Origin of the sequence: Enterococcus sp. DIV2467a (assembly GCF_050532945.1) — a bacterium.
Classification (GTDB): domain Bacteria; phylum Bacillota; class Bacilli; order Lactobacillales; family Enterococcaceae; genus Enterococcus; species Enterococcus faecalis.
In genome coordinates this window covers 843,046-859,937 of record NZ_CP172896.1, presented here as the reverse complement: position 1 = coordinate 859,937, position 16,892 = coordinate 843,046, and the positions used below count along the sequence as shown (strand labels likewise).

The 16,892-nt window shown below is 38.1% G+C and carries 13 protein-coding genes and 1 riboswitch; of the genes, 5 read left to right on the top strand and 8 right to left on the bottom strand.

Translation table 11 applies throughout. The features are described 5' to 3' along the window. Positions 1-195: 195 nt before the first annotated feature. The 6 genes from ygeW to ssnA are packed head-to-tail and all read right to left on the bottom strand — an operon-like array spanning position 196 to position 9,734. Entirely contained in the window at positions 196-1,389 is a 1,194-nt protein-coding gene (ygeW, locus tag IGL80_RS04085) for a knotted carbamoyltransferase YgeW (protein WP_002359643.1), read from the bottom strand. Positions 1,390-1,427: 38 nt separating this feature from the next. Continuing rightward, positions 1,428-2,753, bottom strand: a complete 1,326-nt coding sequence (locus tag IGL80_RS04080; RefSeq protein ID WP_002359640.1) for a YgeY family selenium metabolism-linked hydrolase — start codon at positions 2,751-2,753, stop codon at positions 1,428-1,430. Beyond that, a complete protein-coding gene (gene dpaL / locus IGL80_RS04075) occupies positions 2,744-3,937 on the bottom strand; it encodes a diaminopropionate ammonia-lyase (RefSeq protein ID WP_002359633.1) in 1,194 nt (397 codons plus the stop codon). Before dpaL ends, IGL80_RS04080 begins: the two co-directional genes overlap by 10 nt. 23 nt (positions 3,938-3,960) lie before the next feature. Further along, entirely contained in the window at positions 3,961-5,334 is a 1,374-nt protein-coding gene (gene hydA / locus IGL80_RS04070) for a dihydropyrimidinase (RefSeq protein WP_002359630.1), read from the bottom strand. A gap of 29 nt (positions 5,335-5,363) precedes the next feature. After that, complete coding sequence (gene ygfK / locus IGL80_RS04065) at positions 5,364-8,369, bottom strand: putative selenate reductase subunit YgfK (RefSeq protein ID WP_002359628.1); 3,006 nt, start codon at positions 8,367-8,369, stop codon at positions 5,364-5,366. Between the two features lie 30 nt (positions 8,370-8,399). After that, positions 8,400-9,734 carry a putative aminohydrolase SsnA gene (gene ssnA, locus IGL80_RS04060; protein ID WP_002359625.1) on the bottom strand — a complete coding sequence of 445 codons (1,335 nt, stop codon included), beginning with the start codon at positions 9,732-9,734 and terminating at the stop codon, positions 8,400-8,402. A 403-nt stretch (positions 9,735-10,137) separates the two neighbouring features. Between ssnA and IGL80_RS04055 the strand changes: the two genes are divergently transcribed. The 5 genes from IGL80_RS04055 to IGL80_RS04035 all read left to right on the top strand — a co-directional run bounded on the left by IGL80_RS04055 (position 10,138) and on the right by IGL80_RS04035 (position 14,775). Continuing rightward, positions 10,138-10,776, top strand: coding sequence for a helix-turn-helix transcriptional regulator (locus IGL80_RS04055; protein ID WP_002381503.1), 639 nt, complete (start codon positions 10,138-10,140; stop codon positions 10,774-10,776). A gap of 205 nt (positions 10,777-10,981) precedes the next feature. Then, positions 10,982-12,334: a Mur ligase family protein gene (locus tag IGL80_RS04050; RefSeq protein WP_002356584.1), complete on the top strand. Its 1,353-nt coding sequence runs from the start codon at positions 10,982-10,984 to the stop codon at positions 12,332-12,334. Then, a complete protein-coding gene (locus IGL80_RS04045; protein ID WP_002356583.1) occupies positions 12,324-13,016 on the top strand; it encodes a type 1 glutamine amidotransferase in 693 nt (230 codons plus the stop codon). The genes IGL80_RS04050 and IGL80_RS04045 overlap by 11 nt, the downstream gene beginning before the upstream one ends. A gap of 114 nt (positions 13,017-13,130) precedes the next feature. Beyond that, positions 13,131-13,175: riboswitch (PreQ1 riboswitch) on the top strand. A gap of 77 nt (positions 13,176-13,252) precedes the next feature. Beyond that, a complete protein-coding gene (locus IGL80_RS04040) occupies positions 13,253-14,233 on the top strand; it encodes a nucleoside hydrolase (RefSeq protein WP_002359623.1) in 981 nt (326 codons plus the stop codon). Continuing rightward, the gene (locus IGL80_RS04035; protein ID WP_002359620.1) at positions 14,230-14,775 is read left to right on the top strand and encodes an ECF transporter S component; all 546 of its coding nucleotides are present in this window, start codon (positions 14,230-14,232) and stop codon (positions 14,773-14,775) included. The genes IGL80_RS04040 and IGL80_RS04035 overlap by 4 nt, the downstream gene beginning before the upstream one ends. A gap of 55 nt (positions 14,776-14,830) precedes the next feature. Here the strand turns inward: IGL80_RS04035 and manA are convergent, their stop codons facing one another. Then, positions 14,831-15,802, bottom strand: a complete 972-nt coding sequence (gene manA, locus IGL80_RS04030; RefSeq protein ID WP_002359619.1) for a mannose-6-phosphate isomerase, class I — start codon at positions 15,800-15,802, stop codon at positions 14,831-14,833. Positions 15,803-15,843: 41 nt separating this feature from the next. Beyond that, a complete protein-coding gene (locus tag IGL80_RS04025) occupies positions 15,844-16,887 on the bottom strand; it encodes a serine hydrolase domain-containing protein (RefSeq protein ID WP_002404865.1) in 1,044 nt (347 codons plus the stop codon). Between the last annotated feature and the right edge of the window lie 5 nt (positions 16,888-16,892).

Below are 16,892 nucleotides of genomic sequence, written 5' to 3'. Positions count from 1 at the left end.
TTTTTCACAACGAGTTTTCGTATTAACTGTCTGTTGTCGTTGCATGAAGTCAACGCACATGACTAAGCGTTCTTGACTCGAGACAATCACACATTCATGAATAGACTTGGGAAGGTCTTATTTGTTCATGTTGAAGAGGCAACTTCTAATGATTCATTGTGTAAAGAAAAAGCATCTGTCTTCATGCCAAATTTATTATTTTACTTCTCTTGGTGTCGCTTTATCCGCTAAGTCTGTTAAAGTTTTTTGCGGATTTTTTACTTTACTTAAGAAAATCATAGCCGCAATAACATACGGTTTGTAGCTAGCTTCTTTGTAAAGTTCGACCCGATAACGATCGAAAACAGAAGCTTCCACTTCGCCTTCTTCACAACTTACACCAGTAATATCAGCTGGTAGACAATGCATATACAAAGCTTTGCCGTCTTTTGTTGTTTTCATCAATTCTTCTGTACATTCCCAATCTTTGTGCTTTTTATTTTGAGAAAGTAATTCTTGTTCTAATTGATCAATTCCTGCTTGGTCACCATTGCCATATAATTCAGTTCGCTTTTCCATTGCCGCAAAAGGTGCCCAGCTTTTCGGATAAACAACATCCGCATCTTTGAATGCTTCTGCCATACTATTCGTTTTAGTAAAGTTTCCACCAAATTCTGCCGCATTTTTCTTCGCAACTTCTTCTACTTCTGGCATAATTTCATAACCTTCTGGATGTGCTAAGACGACATCCATTCCTAAACGGGTCATTAGACCAACAATTCCTTGAGGAACAGATAATGGTTTTCCATAAGATGGTGAATACGCCCAAGTCATGGCAACTTTTTTCCCTTTCAGGTTTTCAATACCACCAAATTCATGAATTAAATGCAACGCATCCGCCATTGCTTGCGTCGGATGGTCAATATCACATTGTAAATTCACTAACGTTGGGCGTTGTTCTAATACCCCATCTTTATATCCTTCTTGGACAGATTCTGATACTTCGTGCATGTAAGCATTGCCTTTACCAATGTACATGTCATCACGAATACCAATGATATCAGCCATAAAAGAAATCATGTTTGCTGTCTCACGAACAGTTTCTCCGTGAGAAATTTGACTTTTTCCTTCGTCTAAATCTTGAACTTCTAAGCCCAAAAGATTACACGCTGAAGCGAAACTAAAACGTGTTCTTGTAGAGTTGTCTCGGAATAAAGAAATCCCCAAGCCACTATCAAAGATTTTAGTTGAAATATTATTTTCTCTTAAATAGCGTAATGTATCGGCAACTGTGAAAACAGCTTCTAATTCATCTCTTGTTTTTTCCCAAGTTAGGAAAAAGTCATTTTCGTACATTTTTTCAAATTCTAATTTATCTAATTTCTCAATATATTCTTTAAACGTTTCCATTCCATCTGCTCCTTTTTTCTTGTCTAATAATCCTTTACTTAACCACAATAGACCGTTGGTAATGCCGCATAAACGGCTGCACAACGAACCAAATCATCTTTCCAAGTTTTTTCATTTGGTGCATGTGCTTGTGCTTCGGCCCCTGGCCCGAAACCAATACAAGGAATGCCATTACGTCCCATAATTGAAACGCCATTTGTTGAGAAGGTCCACTTATCTAACAATGGGCGTTCTTCACGCATTTCCACTGTTTCTACAGAGCCTTTCCGTGTTTCTCCATAGAGATTTTTATGCGTTTCCATCAAGGCTTTTGTTACATCATGATTTTCTGGAATGACCCACGTTGGGAAATAACATTCAATTTCATAAGTTAAATCCGTATAAGAAGGACGATCATAGTTGTACATTGAAACCGTCACATCATCTCCATATTTTTTAACAGCTGGTAAATTGCGAATTTCTTCTAAACAACTTTCCCAAGTTTCTCCAGCAGTCATTCGACGGTCTAGTGAAACGGTACAGCCATCCGCAACAGCACACCGACTTGGTGAAGAATGGAAAATTTGCGAAACAGTCACCGTACCACGACCTAAGAAACGGGCTTCTTGCCACTCTGGATTGTACTTAGGATCTAACATACGAACTAAACCACGAATCGCTGTGCTTTCTGTATCTCCATTGTTGTTTAAGGCACGAACATCTTGTAAGATATCCGCCATTTTGTAAATGGCATTATCTCCACGTTCTGGTGCTGAGCCATGACACGAAACGCCTTTGACATCAACTTTAATTTCCATTCGGCCTCGTTGACCACGATAAATCCCACCATCTGTTGGCTCTGTTGAAACAACAAATTCTGGACGGATACCGTCTTCTTTGATAATGTACTGCCAGCATAAGCCGTCACAGTCTTCTTCTTGGACAGTAACTGTTACTAAAGAAGTGTATTTTTCTGATAATAGACCTAAATCTTTCATGATTTTAGCGCCATAAATAGCCGAAACAATCCCGCCCTCTTGGTCAGACGTACCGCGACCACCGATCTCAGTTTCTGTTTCATAGCCATCGTAAGGATCAAATTTCCAGTTACTCATTTCACCAATTCCGACAGTATCCATGTGCCCATCAAAAGCAATTAATTTTTCACCAGACCCCATATAACCAAGTAAATTTCCTTGAGGATCAATGTCAATTTTATCGAAACCTAATTTTTCCATTTCGGCTTTTGCTCGCGCAATTTTGTTGCCTTCTTCTGCACTTTCTCCTGGAATTTTGACAAGGTCTCTTAAAAATTTGACCATATCTTCTCTGTAACCTTCTGCTGCTGCATTTACTGCATTAAAATCCATTCCTTTTACCTCCATAAAATTTTTTTATAATTGTCTGGATCAGTGTCCCCTTCGGTAGAAAACATTAAAGCGTTTGACGTCTCATCCAGTTGCAATGCCTCACGTAATTCTTGATAGTCGGGATCTTGCATCACTGTAGCTACTAAGCCCATTGCTACTGCCCCAGATTCGCCTGATACAACTTGCGGATCCCCTTTTAATGGCGCGCCCAACATACGCATTCCTTTTTCAGAAACCCAATCTGGTGCTGAAACAAAGAAGGATGTATGATTTTTTAGAATATCAAAAGAAATCGTATTAGGTTCTCCACATGCTAAGCCAGCCATAATTGTCTGTAAATCACCATCGACAAAGCGAATTTCTCCGTCTTTTTTAATTGCTGATTGATATAAACAGTCAGCCGCCTGTGCCTCAACTACGACCATAATCGGTGGGTTTTCTGGAAAAGCATTAGCAAAATAACCAATCACCGCCCCAGCTAAACTGCCGACACCAGCTTGAACAAAAACATGACTAGGTCGTTCAGAGCCAAATTTTCTTAATTGTTGAGAGGCTTCTAACGCCATCGTTCCGTATCCTTGCATAATCCAAGTCGGAATTTTTTCATATCCGTCCCAAGCGGTGTCTTGAACCATGACACCGTTTTCAGTTTCTTCGGCCATTTTATTAGCCATTCGTACACATTCATCGTAATTAACTTCTTCAATTGTGACGGTTGCGCCTTCTTTTTCAATATTTTCTTTTCTCGTCTGTGTTGAACCCTTCGGCATGAGTACAACTGATTTTTGGCCTAATTTATTCGCAGCCCAAGCGACTCCTCGTCCATGGTTACCATCAGTTGCTGTAAAAAACGTAGCTTGTCCAAAAGCTGATCGTAATTGATCAGAAGTTAATTCATCATATGTTAGTTCCGAAACATCTTTCTTTAATTTTTCGGCAATATAGTTAGCCATGGCAAACGAACCACCTAAGACTTTAAAAGCATTTAAACCAAAGCGATAAGATTCATCTTTAACAAAGAAATCATTTAACCCCAGATAAGCGGCCATATGATTCAATTCTGCTAATGGTGTTTCTGAATACTGTGGAAAACTTTTGTGAAAAGCCAAAGCTTTCTCAATTTTTTCTTTAGACATCAGAGGTAAGTACTTATCCTCCGTCTTCGGCATTTCATTTGCTGTCCATTTAATTTTTTCCAAAAATACTTCTCCTCCTTCTATTTTTAAGTTGCTTTACGAAAAACAAATTTTCCTTGATTTGCCAAGATGACTTGCCCAGCTTCAGCAACTTTTTGACCTCTTAAATAAACCATTCGAGCCTGTCCTTGTGTTTCAAATCCTTCATACGGCGTATAGTCGACATTTTGTAACTGCGTTTTCGCAGCAATCACGCCGGTTGTTCTAGGATCCCAAACAACTAAATCGGCATCACTGCCTTCTTGCACCACACCTTTTTGTGGATACATCGAGAATTGTTTAGCAATATTTTCAGAAAGCAGAGCAACCATTTTTTCCAAGGTGATTCGGCCCTTCGCCACACCTTCCGTGTAAATTAATTCTGGTCTCGTTTCAACACCTGGCATCCCATTTGGAATTTTACTAAAATCATCTTCGCCAACTGTTTTTTGTCCGTGAAAATTAAAACTACAGTGATCTGTCGATATTGTATTGATTGCCCCCTCTTTAATCCCTTGCCACAAAGCCTGTTGATCCTCTCGTTTGCGTAGTGGCGGTGAGCAGACATATTTTGCTGCTTCAAAATTAGGCGCATCATACAAGTGATCATCTAGTAAAAGATATTGAGGGCAAGTTTCTACATAGACTGATTGTCCTCTTTGACGAGCCCGTTCCACCGCTTCTAACGATCGTTTTGTGCTTAAATGCACAATATTAACCGGCAAATCAGCCATTTCCGCTATCATCAAATATCTTGCTACCGCTTCTGCTTCAACAGCCGCCGGTCTTGATAACGGATGATAGTGCGGGGTTAGCTTTCCTTGAGAAACATACGATTGGATTAATTCATCTACTAAATCACCATTTTCACAATGAACGCCTAACATTCCATTAACTTTTTTTATTTCCTTCATCGCTTCAAAAATTTCCGCATCTGTGGTTCGCAAATTATCATAAGCCATATACATTTTGAAGGAAGTAATACCTGCAGCAATCATTTCCTGAATTTCAGCAGCTATCGTTGGTTTCCATTCAATCATGGACATATGGTAAGTATAATCACATGAACTCTTGCCTTCAGCCAATTGATTCCAAGTAGCTAAACAGTCTTTCAATGAGCCGCCTTTATTAGGTGTAGCCATATCAATAACCGTAGTCGTACCTTTGGCCACCGCCGCTTGGCTTCCAGTAGTAAAGTTATCCGCCGTACTTAACGAACCTTTGCCATTATTTAATTCCAGATGCGTGTGCGCATCAATAAAGCCTGGTAATACATAACACCCCGTAACATCCTCAATCTGAGAATTTTCTACTGGTAAATTTGCCCCCATCTCTACAATTTGCTCGCCGTCAATTCGAATATCCAATTGACGACGATTATATGCAGATACGACGGTTCCACCTTTGAGCAGAATAGACATTTATTTATCCCCCAGTCGTAAATTTCCTTTTATGCTTGCATACAATAAGCATATTCTTCAATCATAGTTACCATTAATGCGATTAAATCTTCTGGTACATCTAATCCTTGATCTGTTAATTGAATCGTTGACACCGTTCCCCATAGACGCAGTAAACAAATTTTATCCACAGGATTTTGAACATAGAAACCTGAATTAGTGCTGTTATAAAAATCAGATTCACTGTTAAATAAGGTAAATTTGTCTTTGTAAGGGGCACTTGCATAAGGGCAAAATGTTTCACAGTTACCACATTCGTTACACATCCGATCAACATGGACAATTTGTGGTTTTCCTTCGACATACACAACAATATTTGCTCGGTTTGGACAGACATCCATACAAGATTCACAAATTGTGGAGCATTCTAAGCAACGACTAGCTTGACTACAAGACATCTCGTCTGTCACAAGGATGCCTCGTTTGTTTCTAACAAATGCAACATCACTATTTAAATTATCTTTTTCATAGTGATGATTGTGGACAAGACAAATATTATTGGCCGCTTTGGTTGCATCAGCGATTGCTTCAACAATTGTAGCTGGTCCTAAATTAGCATCACCAATGACATAGACGCCTGGTATATTTGTTTCCAATGTTTCTTGATTTGAAACGACTTTCCCATAGTTGTCTGTGTGAATGCCTAATGCTTGGTAAAATTCTGTATCTACTTTTTCACCAACAGCGGCAATCACTGTATCAGCAGGAATATCAATCATTTCTCCTGTACCAATTGGTCGACGGCGTCCAGAGGCATCTCGTTCACCTAGGACCATTTTTTCACAAGTTAATTGTTGATTTTCATGTTTAATTGGCGAAAGTAATTCTAAAAAGTCAACGCCATCTTCTAAGGCTAAATAAAGTTCTTCTTCATCTGCTGGCATATTGCGTTTATTCCGACGATAAACCACTGAGACTTTTTTAACACCAGGTAATGTTGTGGCTGCACGAGCACAGTCCATAGCTGTATTTCCGCCACCAACGACGACAATCTGTTCTCCGTAAGGATTAATCGTTGGATTTTCTCGATTTGCTTTTAAAAATTCTAACGAGTTCAATGCTCGACCAGATTCTAAACGAAGGACCCCATGTTTCCATGCACCAATGGCATAAATAACATTCGTATAGCCTTGGTTTTTCAATTCTGCCAATGATGGCGCCTCTTGTCCTGTACGGAATTCAGCTCCCATAAATTCCGCTAACTGAACGTCTTTTTGAACAGATTCCATAGAAATTCGAAATTCTGGTACAATCTGGCTACAAACGCCCCCAATTGTCTCGGATTTTTCAAACACAGTAACAGGCATGCCTTCACGTGCTAATAAATACCCAGCAGAAATCCCAGCAGGGCCTCCACCCACAACAGCTGTTTTAGGTGCATTTTCTTTTGGCTGTGGCTTTTCTAGTGTCGTCAATAATTCATCATAAGCATGTTCAGCTGCTTCTAACTTCACTTCCCGAATATGAATAGATTCTTCATAAAATTGACGTGTACATTTAGTCATACAAGGATGTGCACAAATGGTTCCAGTAATAAAAGGCAACGGATTTTTATCGACAATTACTTGCAAGGCCTTTAAATAATTACCTTCACTTACATAACGAAGGTAAGCAGGAATATCCTGATTGATTGGACAACCACCGTCACTTCGACAAGGAGCAATATAACAATCTGTTAACGGAACTGTTTTTCTTAGTTTGGTACTTTCTGGTAATTTAATTGATTTTTGGTAACGCGCTTGTGTTTTAGCTTTCTCAACAACTTGAGCTAATTTATCCAAGTTGACATGAACCATCTGAGGATATTCTGCTGCGCTTAATACATTAGCAACTTGATTCATTCGTTGATAGCCACCAGGTTTCAACAGCGTCGTTGCCATAGTGATTGGCCAAATCCCAGCATCAAATATTTCTTTACTATTGAAAATATCTGCACCGCCAGAATAAGAAATTTGTAGTTTCCCATCAAATGCTTCTGATAATTTTTGTGCCAATGAAATACTAAGAGGAAATAGCGAACGTCCTGACATGTACATTTCATCACCAGGTAATTCATTTGCTGCAATCGTTACCGGGAAAGTGTTCGTAATTTTAACTCCGAAGCTTAGATTTTTACTATTGGCTAATAATTGTAGACGTTGTAACATCGGTACTGCTTCTTCAAATTGTAAATCTTCTTTAAAATGGTGATCGTCAAAAACCATATAATCAAACCCTAGCTCATCCATCGTTTGACGCGCATATTCATAACCTAATATGGTTGGATTACATTTAATAAAGGAATGGAGCCCTTTTTCACTTAATAAATAGGCCGCAATTCGTTCAATTTCGTCTGATGGACAACCGTGTAAAGTCGACAGCGTAATAGAATGACAGACTTTAGGACTAATTGCTTCGATATATAAGTCATCTACTTTTTTAAAATAAGATAGATATTTTTTGGCAGCTGCTTGGCATTCCGCCCAAATCGGCGTTCCTTCTGCGTTCTGCATTTCGTTAATATAACGATCAATTTTTGGCGATTGAATCCCTGCCAAATCATAGCCAACACTCATATTAAAAATGAAACCATTCGGGTCACCTAGCTCGAACTCTTTACTAAGTAACTTCAAAACAAACCATGCTTTGACGTATTCATCATAAGCTTGGGGAACACGCAGTTCTGTGGACCACTCAACGTTGTAACATTCATCCGCTGCTGCGATACATGGTTTACTCACTGGTAAATCTTCTCCATCCAGTATCTGGACTGTCTTAACTTCAAAAAAACGAGAACCTGTTAAATAGGCCGCAATAATATTTTGTGCTAATTGTGTATGGGGACCTGCTGCTGGACCACAAGGGGTTTCCATTTTTTCTCCAAATAACGAAATCGTTTTTGTAGGATCCGCATGATAAAATTTACGAATGCCAAAAATTGTGCCATCTTGTTGATACTCACTAAAAATCCAATTTAATAAAGCCTCAATTGAGATGGGATGCATAATATCACTCATTAACGTCACTCCTTTTATTTATAATGAAAGCTATTGATTTACTCGTTTCCAGAAAGATTGTGCTTGCGTTTGCGCATCATGCCAAACTTTCTCTTCATCAATTCCTTGAACTTCACGATTACGCATCCGAATTTCTCCATTAATCACCGTGTCAGTGACCATCCCACCATTCATGCCGAATAAAATGTGCATGTTATAATTCTCTTTTGTCATTGGTGTCGGGCCATGATAATCAACAATAATGACGTCTGCTGCTGCATTAGGTTCTAAAACGCCTAGCTTTGTTTTAAAATAGCGATTAGCCATTTGCGGATTATTATCAAACAGCATTGTGGGAATTTCTGCCCAAGCCGCATTTGGATCAGCTAAATGATGTTTGTGGATAACATTTCCTACCTTATAGGATTCCGTCACATCATTCGTATAACCATCTGTGCCAAGACCCATCAAAATACCATACTCATTAAACATGCGCATCGCAGGTGGGCAACCGACCGCATTCCCCATATTCGACTCTGGATTCGTGACCACCATTGTGTCTGTATCTCTTAGTAATTCCATCTCATGAGGTCCAATATGGATGCAATGGCCTGCCATTGTCTGTTTTCCTAAAATTCCTAAATCAAATAATCGGTTCACAATCGGCTTCCCATATTTTTTCAAAGAATCATGAACATCGGCTAAATCCTCTGCAATATGAATATGATAACCAATCCCATCTGGCGTATTGGCTGCACATAATTCTAAAGAAGCATCTGATAAAGTAAAGGCTGCATGCATACCCATCATCGCTTTTTGCATATCATCATTTCTTAAGGAACTGGCTTTAATAAAGGCGGCATTTTCTTGAACTGCTTCCCGCATTTTCTGCTCACCATCGCGATCAGAAACTTCATAACAAAGGCAGGTTCGAATCCCTAACTCGTCCGCTGCATTAGATAATTGGGTTAAACTCCCTGTAATTTCTCCGTAACTAGCATGATGATCAAAGACAGTTGTAACGCCGTTGCGAATACTATCTAAATAAGCAACCTTACCACTTTGATAAGTGTCTTCTAATGTCAAGGCACGATCAATTCGCCACCATTGATCTACCAAAATATCCATGAAATTTTTAGGATGATAATTCGTTAAACTTAACCCACGTGCAAAGGTACTATAAATATGATTGTGCATGTTAATAAAGCCTGGCATAATCACTCCACCTTTAGCATCAATAAATGTCGCTTCTGGATAAGCTTGTTTTAATTCTTCTGTCGTTCCGACTTGTTTCACAACTTGACCATCAATCGCCACACACCCATTTTCAAAAAAATGATTCTGCGCATCCCGAGTGATTAAACGCCCATTTCCAATTAATAACATGTATTCTCCTCCTATTTTCCAACCTATTCCCCAGATGTAGCAAACGCTTACAAATCAATCGCTCAATCATTCACGAATATAGCTTGTCTAGCTTTTCTAATCTATATTCCCTACGAAAAGTATTTGAAGCGCTTGCACTTTTTTACTAACGAACTCATTAACTTGATTAAAGTATATCATTTTACCTTAAAAAAAACAATGCCGCCTAAAAAATATTTTTTAGAATTTTGACAGCCGTTATCTTGTATTATTATTTTTATCATGCTATCATTATTTTTCAGAACAGGTAGTACGCGACATTAAAGGATTTAGCCCTGCCTATTCCATTTAAAAATATTATGTTAAATTTGACACAATCTTATAAAAACTGTTTGTGCCAGGCACATTAGAAAGGAGCTTATTTATGTTATCCGACGAAAAACTTACTTTTTTAACACAAATTGCTAAAGGTTTAGCTGGTCAATTTGGGGAAAACTGCGAAGTCGTTATCCACCAAATCAATGAAGACAATATTAACAATTCTATTGTTTCCATCGAAAATGGTCATGTCTCTTCTCGTCATCTGGGCGATGGACCTTCTCAAGTAGTCTTAGAAGCCTTAAAAAAAGACCCTAGTGAGTTGAATGATCATATTAACTATCTGACCCGCACCCATGATGGTCGTATTTTAAAATCTAGTACAATGTATTTTAAAGATGAGAATGGTCAACTCGATGGTATTTTTGCTATTAACTACGACATCACTACATTGATTGCTGCAGAGTCGAACTTAAAATCTTTGATTTCCACTGCAGAACCTGAAGAAGATAAAGACCCTGATTACATTCCTCAGGATGTTAATGAGTTGTTAGACGATTTAATTCATGAATCAGTCAAATTAGTTGGCAAGCCGGTCCCATTAATGACGAAGGACGATAAAATCAAGTGTATTCAATTTTTAAACAATAAAGGCGCCTTCTTAGTCACTAAATCTGGGGACAAAGTTTCTAACTTCTTCAATATTTCTAAATATACGCTATACAGTTATATTGATGCGAAATAAAAATGGAAATCGATGGACGATTTGTTGTTAAGACAAGTCGTCTATTCTCTTTTTTCCTTCACTATTCTACTTTTTCTAAAAGACTTTTTAAATAATAGTAAGAAAAAGTAAAAGGAATTAATTTTTTATTTTAGTTATGGTATGATAGATTGAGTTTAATTTAAAATAACGAAAAATTAAAGATATAGAAATTGGGGGACAACAAATGGGGATTCGAAGTCATTTAGCAATTGCTGCAGGAAAAACTTCGCAATGGGTTTTACAAACATTTTTTAAAGGCGGCAGTAGCTACCCAGGGAAATTAGCCCTAAAAATCGATCCTAAAATTTTAGATACATTGGCAAAAGACTATGAAATTGTCGTAGTCACTGGAACGAACGGCAAAACATTGACAACTGCTTTAACTGTTAACATTTTACGCCAAGAATTTGATGAGGTATTAACAAATCCAACTGGTGCTAACATGGAGCAAGGAATTGTCTCTACTTTTTTAAATGCCAAGGCGAAAAAAGGACAAAAGAAATTTGCGGTTTTAGAAATTGATGAAGCAAGTTTAAGCCGTGTCACTAAATATATTCAACCAAAATTATTTGTTTTTACGAATATTTTCCGCGACCAAATGGATCGCTATGGTGAAATTTATACGACGTATCGCTTAATTATGGAAGGCGCCGCCGCTGCTCCTGAAGCAACTATCTTGTGCAATGGTGATTCGCCAATTTTTAATTCAAAAGAAACTGTAAATCCTCGCAAATACTATGGATTTAATCATTTACCACCGAAAGAGCAATTGGCTCATTACAATACAGATGGGGTTTTATGTCCAAAATGTAATCATATTCTTCATTATAAAATGATTACGTATGCTAATTTAGGTGATTACTATTGCCCAAATTGTGGCTTCAAACGCCCTGAATTGGATGTGCAGTTAACGGAAATGGTCCGGATGGATAACACATCTGCTGATTTTGTGATTGATGGCGAAGAATACGGCATTGCTGTTGGTGGGATGTACAATGTTTATAATGCGCTAGCAGCCACAGCGGTAGCAGAATATTATCAGGTGGCACCAGATAAAATCCGAGCAGGTTTAGCTTATGATGAAAAAGTTTTTGGGCGTCAAGAAACCATTAAAGTTGGCGATAAAGAATGTACGTTAGTTTTAGTAAAAAATCCCGTTGGTTTAAATCAGGTCATTGATATGATGGGCTTAGCCCCTTACTCTTTCTCGCTGGTTTCATTATTAAATGCCAATTATGCAGATGGAATTGATGTCAGTTGGATTTGGGATGGTAATCATGAAGCCTTTGCTGATATGGACATTCCAAAAGTAATTGCTGGCGGTGATCGCCATGAAGATATGGCCTTGCGTTTAAAAGTTGCGGGTATTCCTGAAGAAAAATTACTAGAAATTGCTGATTTAGAGCAAGTAATTTCAGAAATTAAAACGTTGCCGACAGATCATGTCTATATTTTGGCAACCTATACTGCTGTTTTGCAATTAAGAAAATCATTAACAGCCCAAGGGTATATTCAAGGGGGAATGAATGGTGTCTAAAGAATTAGTCGTTTGTCATTTATATGGCAACTTATTAAATACTTACGGAGATAACGGAAATTTATTGATGCTTAAATATTTAACCGAAAAAATGGGCGTTACCTTCCGATCAGAAATTATCAGTATCTACGAACCGTTTGATCCCGAAAAATATGATTTAGTCTTTGTTGGTGGCGGTCAAGACTTCGAGCAACTGATCATCTCAGAAGACATTCAGAATAAAAAAGAAGCTTTGACTTCTTATATTGAAAATGACGGCGTCTTGTTAGCTATCTGTGGTGGTTATCAACTTCTAGGACATTACTATGTCGGCGCACAAGGCGAAAAAATTAAAGGAATCGGTGCATTAGATCATTACACTTTGAGCCAAGACAACAATCGTTTCATTGGTGATATCGAAATTTATAATGAAGAATTCGATGAAACGTATTATGGTTTTGAGAATCATAATGGCATGACTTTTTTAGGCGAAGGTGAACGACCTTTAGGAACAGTCAAACAAGGCAAAGGCAATAACGGTCAAGATAATGGCGAAGGCGTTGTCTATAAAAATGTGTTTGGCTCCTACTTCCACGGTCCAATCTTAGCACGCAACAAAAATCTAGGGATTCGGTTAATTCGGACCGCTTTAGAGAAAAAATATGGTGAACCGATCGCTATTCCTGAAACGCTTTATAAATAAAAGAAGAATCTAGTTCCTACATATAGGACTAGATTCTTTTTCATTTCTCCGACAACTATTTACATCTTTACAAAATATAGTAAGATAAAGAGGTGCATTTAAAATCGAGAATTTCTCGGACTGGTTCGGAAACTTCCCAGAATAAAAAACTAAGTATCTCTCAATACTAACTCAAGTCATAGCTTTTTTAACAAGAGTTATCATTTGTAGTTAACGAAAAAGGAGGATTGGAAAAAATGCAAAAAGTAATTATTGATTGTGATCCCGGAATTGATGACACGCTTGCTCTCTTGTATGCACTTGCTTCACCAGAGCTAGATGTCCAAGCGATTACCGTTGTTTGTGGAAATGTCCCTGTGGAGATTGGCGTGGAAAATGTTTTTAAATGTTTGGAAAAAGTTAATCGCTTAGATATTCCTGTCTACCAAGGGGCTGCTAGCCCTTTAAAACGGCCATTTGTTAGTGCACAAGATACACATGGCATGGATGGTTTAGGTGAAACATATTTCCCCAGAACTAGCAAAATCCAAGCACAAGCGCTTTCCGCTGCTGACTATTTAGCACAAACCTTTCAACAAGCTACCGATTGCTCAATCATTGCCCTTGGTCCTTTAACAAATATTGCTTTGGCTTTAAAAAAAGAACCTCTTCTGGGGCGAAATCTTCAACGTTTTGTCTCAATGGGTGGTACCTTTAAAAGCCACGGCAATTGCTCTCCTGTTGCAGAATTTAATTATTGGTGTGATCCTGATGCAGCAGCTTGGGTTTTTGAGAAATTAGGTGCAAAAATCGAAATGGTCGGCTTAGATGTCACACGAGAAATTGTTTTTACACCAACAATTCTCAATTATTGTCAACGACTCAACCCCAAAATGGGGAATTACCTCGCTGAGATTACTCAATTTTATTTTGATTTTCATTGGAAATATGAACGTATTTTAGGGTGTGTTATCAACGATCCCTTAGCGGTTGCTTATTTTATTGATCCTGCGCTCTGCCAAGGCTTTTCCAGTTACGGACAAATTGTTCCTGACGGCATTGCTATGGGGCAATCAATGATCGATCAGTATCATTTCCAGCAGCAACCAGCTAATTGTCATGTCTTGACTACGGTTGATAGTCAACAGTTTTTCGTGAAGTTTCTATCCATTCTTTTAAATGTACAAATAGATGAGATCGAAAGAGATTTCAAAAATTTAAGGATGGGACAACCATGAAAAAAATAACACCACGAATCATTACAATTATCGCTTTTAGTGTTGCTTTAAATTACCTTGGCAGTACCATTGCGTTACTCCTTCGTTTACCAATTTATCTTGATAGTGCGGGAACTATTTTTACAGGTGCGTTATTAGGCCCACTCTTTGGCGCACTGACAGGTATTTTAACAAGTCTACTAACTGGATTGACAACGGATATCTTTTCTCTGTATTATTCACCTGTCCAACTCTGCACAGGAATTTTAGCAGGTTTGCTCCTTCATCAGCAGTTAAAAGTAACCAAATTACCATTTAAAACGTTGTGGTTAACGATACCAGGAACAGTGATTTCTTCCTTAATCACAGTTTGTTTATTTGGTGGAATTACTTCTGCTGGCTCCAGCATAATTGTCCAATTTTTATATGGTTTAGGCTTAAATCAGTTAGCAAGCGTCCTGTTGGTTCAATTGATAACAGATTACGGGGATCGTCTGCTATCAGTCATCATCGTCACAGCTGTTATCGCTGCCTTACCTAAACGTTCCTTTATAACAAAATAAACTGTTTTAATGCCAAAAAATGAGGAAATCATCTGTTGATGATCTCCTCATTTTTTTAGCGACTGCCAGGTTCTGAAGCTATAATCGTTAAATCACCTTCAAAACGCCAGCTCGGAATATCTGTTGGAAAGATAAAGCTATCGCCTTTTTTCAAATCAAAAGTAGCCACATCTGCTTTTGTAGCATCTTCTGTAATCAATCGACCCACACCTTCAATAACTGTTGCTAATGTATAAGGTGCTTGTTTTTTGACTTTTAGAATCCCACTGACACGCCACTCATAGACATTAAAGAAATCTGTTTTTACATAAGTAACAATGCTTGATTGTCCTTGATTTTCTTGTTGAATAGAGAGGTCAGGATCCTTCGCCGGAACGGTTGTCACATCAATGGATTGTTGAATATGCAATTCCCGGGTCTTTCCTTGATCATCTGTTCGATCATAATCATAAACCCGATACGTAGTATCACTGCTTTGTTGCGTTTCTAAAATTAAAATACCCGAGCCGATGGCATGAATAGTGCCGCTTGGTACATAATAAAAATCGCCTTTTTTCACTGGTACTTTTCTTAAAAGATCGTCCCAACGACCTTCTTCAATCATTTCTGCAAGTTCTTCTTTTGTTTTCGCGTGATGTCCATAAATGATTTCAGCGCCAGGTTCTGCATCAATAATGTACCAACATTCAGTTTTGCCTAGCTCGCCTTCATGTTTTTGGCCATATGCATCATCAGGATGAACTTGCACGGATAAATCATCTTCAGCATCTAAAATTTTCGTTAATAATGGAAAGACAGCGCCACCTGCATGGCCGAATAACTCTTGATGGTCTGCCCACAATTCATCTAATTTTTTTCCTTTAAATTCGCCATTTAAAACAGTACTAACGCCATGTGGATGTGCACTGATGGCCCAATCTTCACCAATTTTATCGCTCGGTAAATCGAAACCAAATAGCGTGTGTAGACGATTGCCGCCCCAAATTTTTTCTTGAAAAACAGGTTGTAAAAATAATGGTTCTTGCATTGACTGTGACCTCCCAAATTGAATTCGCTCTCATTATATCACTAAAAACTAGTCATTTCATCTGAAACTGATGATTTCTCTTTTAAATAGGTTGCCAACAACTGATCTCTTTCTTCGATATAAGTGTTCCGGTGGTCCTCTGGATGGACTCGATTAGATAAAAAGATAAACGCTGATTGTTGTTGCACATCAATTAGCAAAAAAGTGCCTGTATAGCCTGTATGGAATAATAATGGCCGTTGCGTAGCTACATCATATTTAAAATCCCAGCCTAGAGAACGTGGTTTATCTGCAGCTGGCACTTGGTTAACTAGTAACAAATCAATTGTCTCTTTTTTCAAGAATTGGTGATTGTGATAACTGCCTCGATTTAAATACATTCGAACAAATTTTGTTAAATCATAGACATTGCTAAACAAGCCAGCATTCCCTGCATGTTCCCGTAAAACAAATGCCTTAGGATCATGGGTTGTACCTCGAATCAACCCTCTTTGTTCATGTAATTCTGTTGGCACACAGTTTAAAGGATTCTTTGGTAGAAACGTACTTTCGTTCATCCCTAAAGGAAGCAATACTCGCTCAGATAAAATTTCTATCATTGATTGTTGGAACATTTCTTCTAACATAAAGCCTAATAAAATAGTCCCTGCATCTGTATAGACGACTTTTTCACCCATTGCTTTGCCTGCGTGAAAGGAATGATTGTAGGCGTCTTTTAATTCTTGGGCATTCAGCTGATCACGATTAGGAATATAGCCTTGTAAATCTGCCGTATGTGTCAACAAATGCCGGATTGTAATATTAGAATCTTGAAAAGAGGGATAATAAGTTTGTAATGATTGATCTAGAATAATTTTTCCTTCTTCCACTAATTGCAAAATAACGGTGGTGGTGCCGACTACTTTGGTTAAAGAAGCCACATCAAACAGCATGGCCGAGGTTAATTGTTCTTTGGTGGGTTTTACTTGTGCGAGTCCCCAACAATTGCTCTCCTCTTTTTCACCTTCAATGAAACAAAAACTAGCCCCCGAAAAAACACCTTTTTTCATCATTTTTTGAATTTTCCACTTTGTTTTTTCGTACATTTTTT

What these genes read in the sequence shown, in the direction of transcription:
- ygfK (WP_002359628.1), bottom strand. Translation starts at nt 8,369, where the DNA reads ATGAGTGATATTATGCATCCCATCTCAATTGAGGCTTTATTAAATTGG.
- IGL80_RS04035 (WP_002359620.1), top strand. Translation starts at nt 14,230, where the DNA reads ATGAAAAAAATAACACCACGAATCATTACAATTATCGCTTTTAGTGTT.
- manA (WP_002359619.1), bottom strand. Translation starts at nt 15,802, where the DNA reads ATGCAAGAACCATTATTTTTACAACCTGTTTTTCAAGAAAAAATTTGG.
- ssnA (WP_002359625.1), bottom strand. Translation starts at nt 9,734, where the DNA reads ATGTTATTAATTGGAAATGGGCGTTTAATCACTCGGGATGCGCAGAAT.
- IGL80_RS04045 (WP_002356583.1), top strand. Translation starts at nt 12,324, where the DNA reads ATGGTGTCTAAAGAATTAGTCGTTTGTCATTTATATGGCAACTTATTA.
- hydA (WP_002359630.1), bottom strand. Translation starts at nt 5,334, where the DNA reads ATGTCTATTCTGCTCAAAGGTGGAACCGTCGTATCTGCATATAATCGT.
- IGL80_RS04040 (WP_002359623.1), top strand. Translation starts at nt 13,253, where the DNA reads ATGCAAAAAGTAATTATTGATTGTGATCCCGGAATTGATGACACGCTT.
- IGL80_RS04080 (WP_002359640.1), bottom strand. Translation starts at nt 2,753, where the DNA reads ATGGAGGTAAAAGGAATGGATTTTAATGCAGTAAATGCAGCAGCAGAA.
- IGL80_RS04055 (WP_002381503.1), top strand. Translation starts at nt 10,138, where the DNA reads ATGTTATCCGACGAAAAACTTACTTTTTTAACACAAATTGCTAAAGGT.
- IGL80_RS04025 (WP_002404865.1), bottom strand. Translation starts at nt 16,887, where the DNA reads ATGTACGAAAAAACAAAGTGGAAAATTCAAAAAATGATGAAAAAAGGT.
- IGL80_RS04050 (WP_002356584.1), top strand. Translation starts at nt 10,982, where the DNA reads ATGGGGATTCGAAGTCATTTAGCAATTGCTGCAGGAAAAACTTCGCAA.
- ygeW (WP_002359643.1), bottom strand. Translation starts at nt 1,389, where the DNA reads ATGGAAACGTTTAAAGAATATATTGAGAAATTAGATAAATTAGAATTT.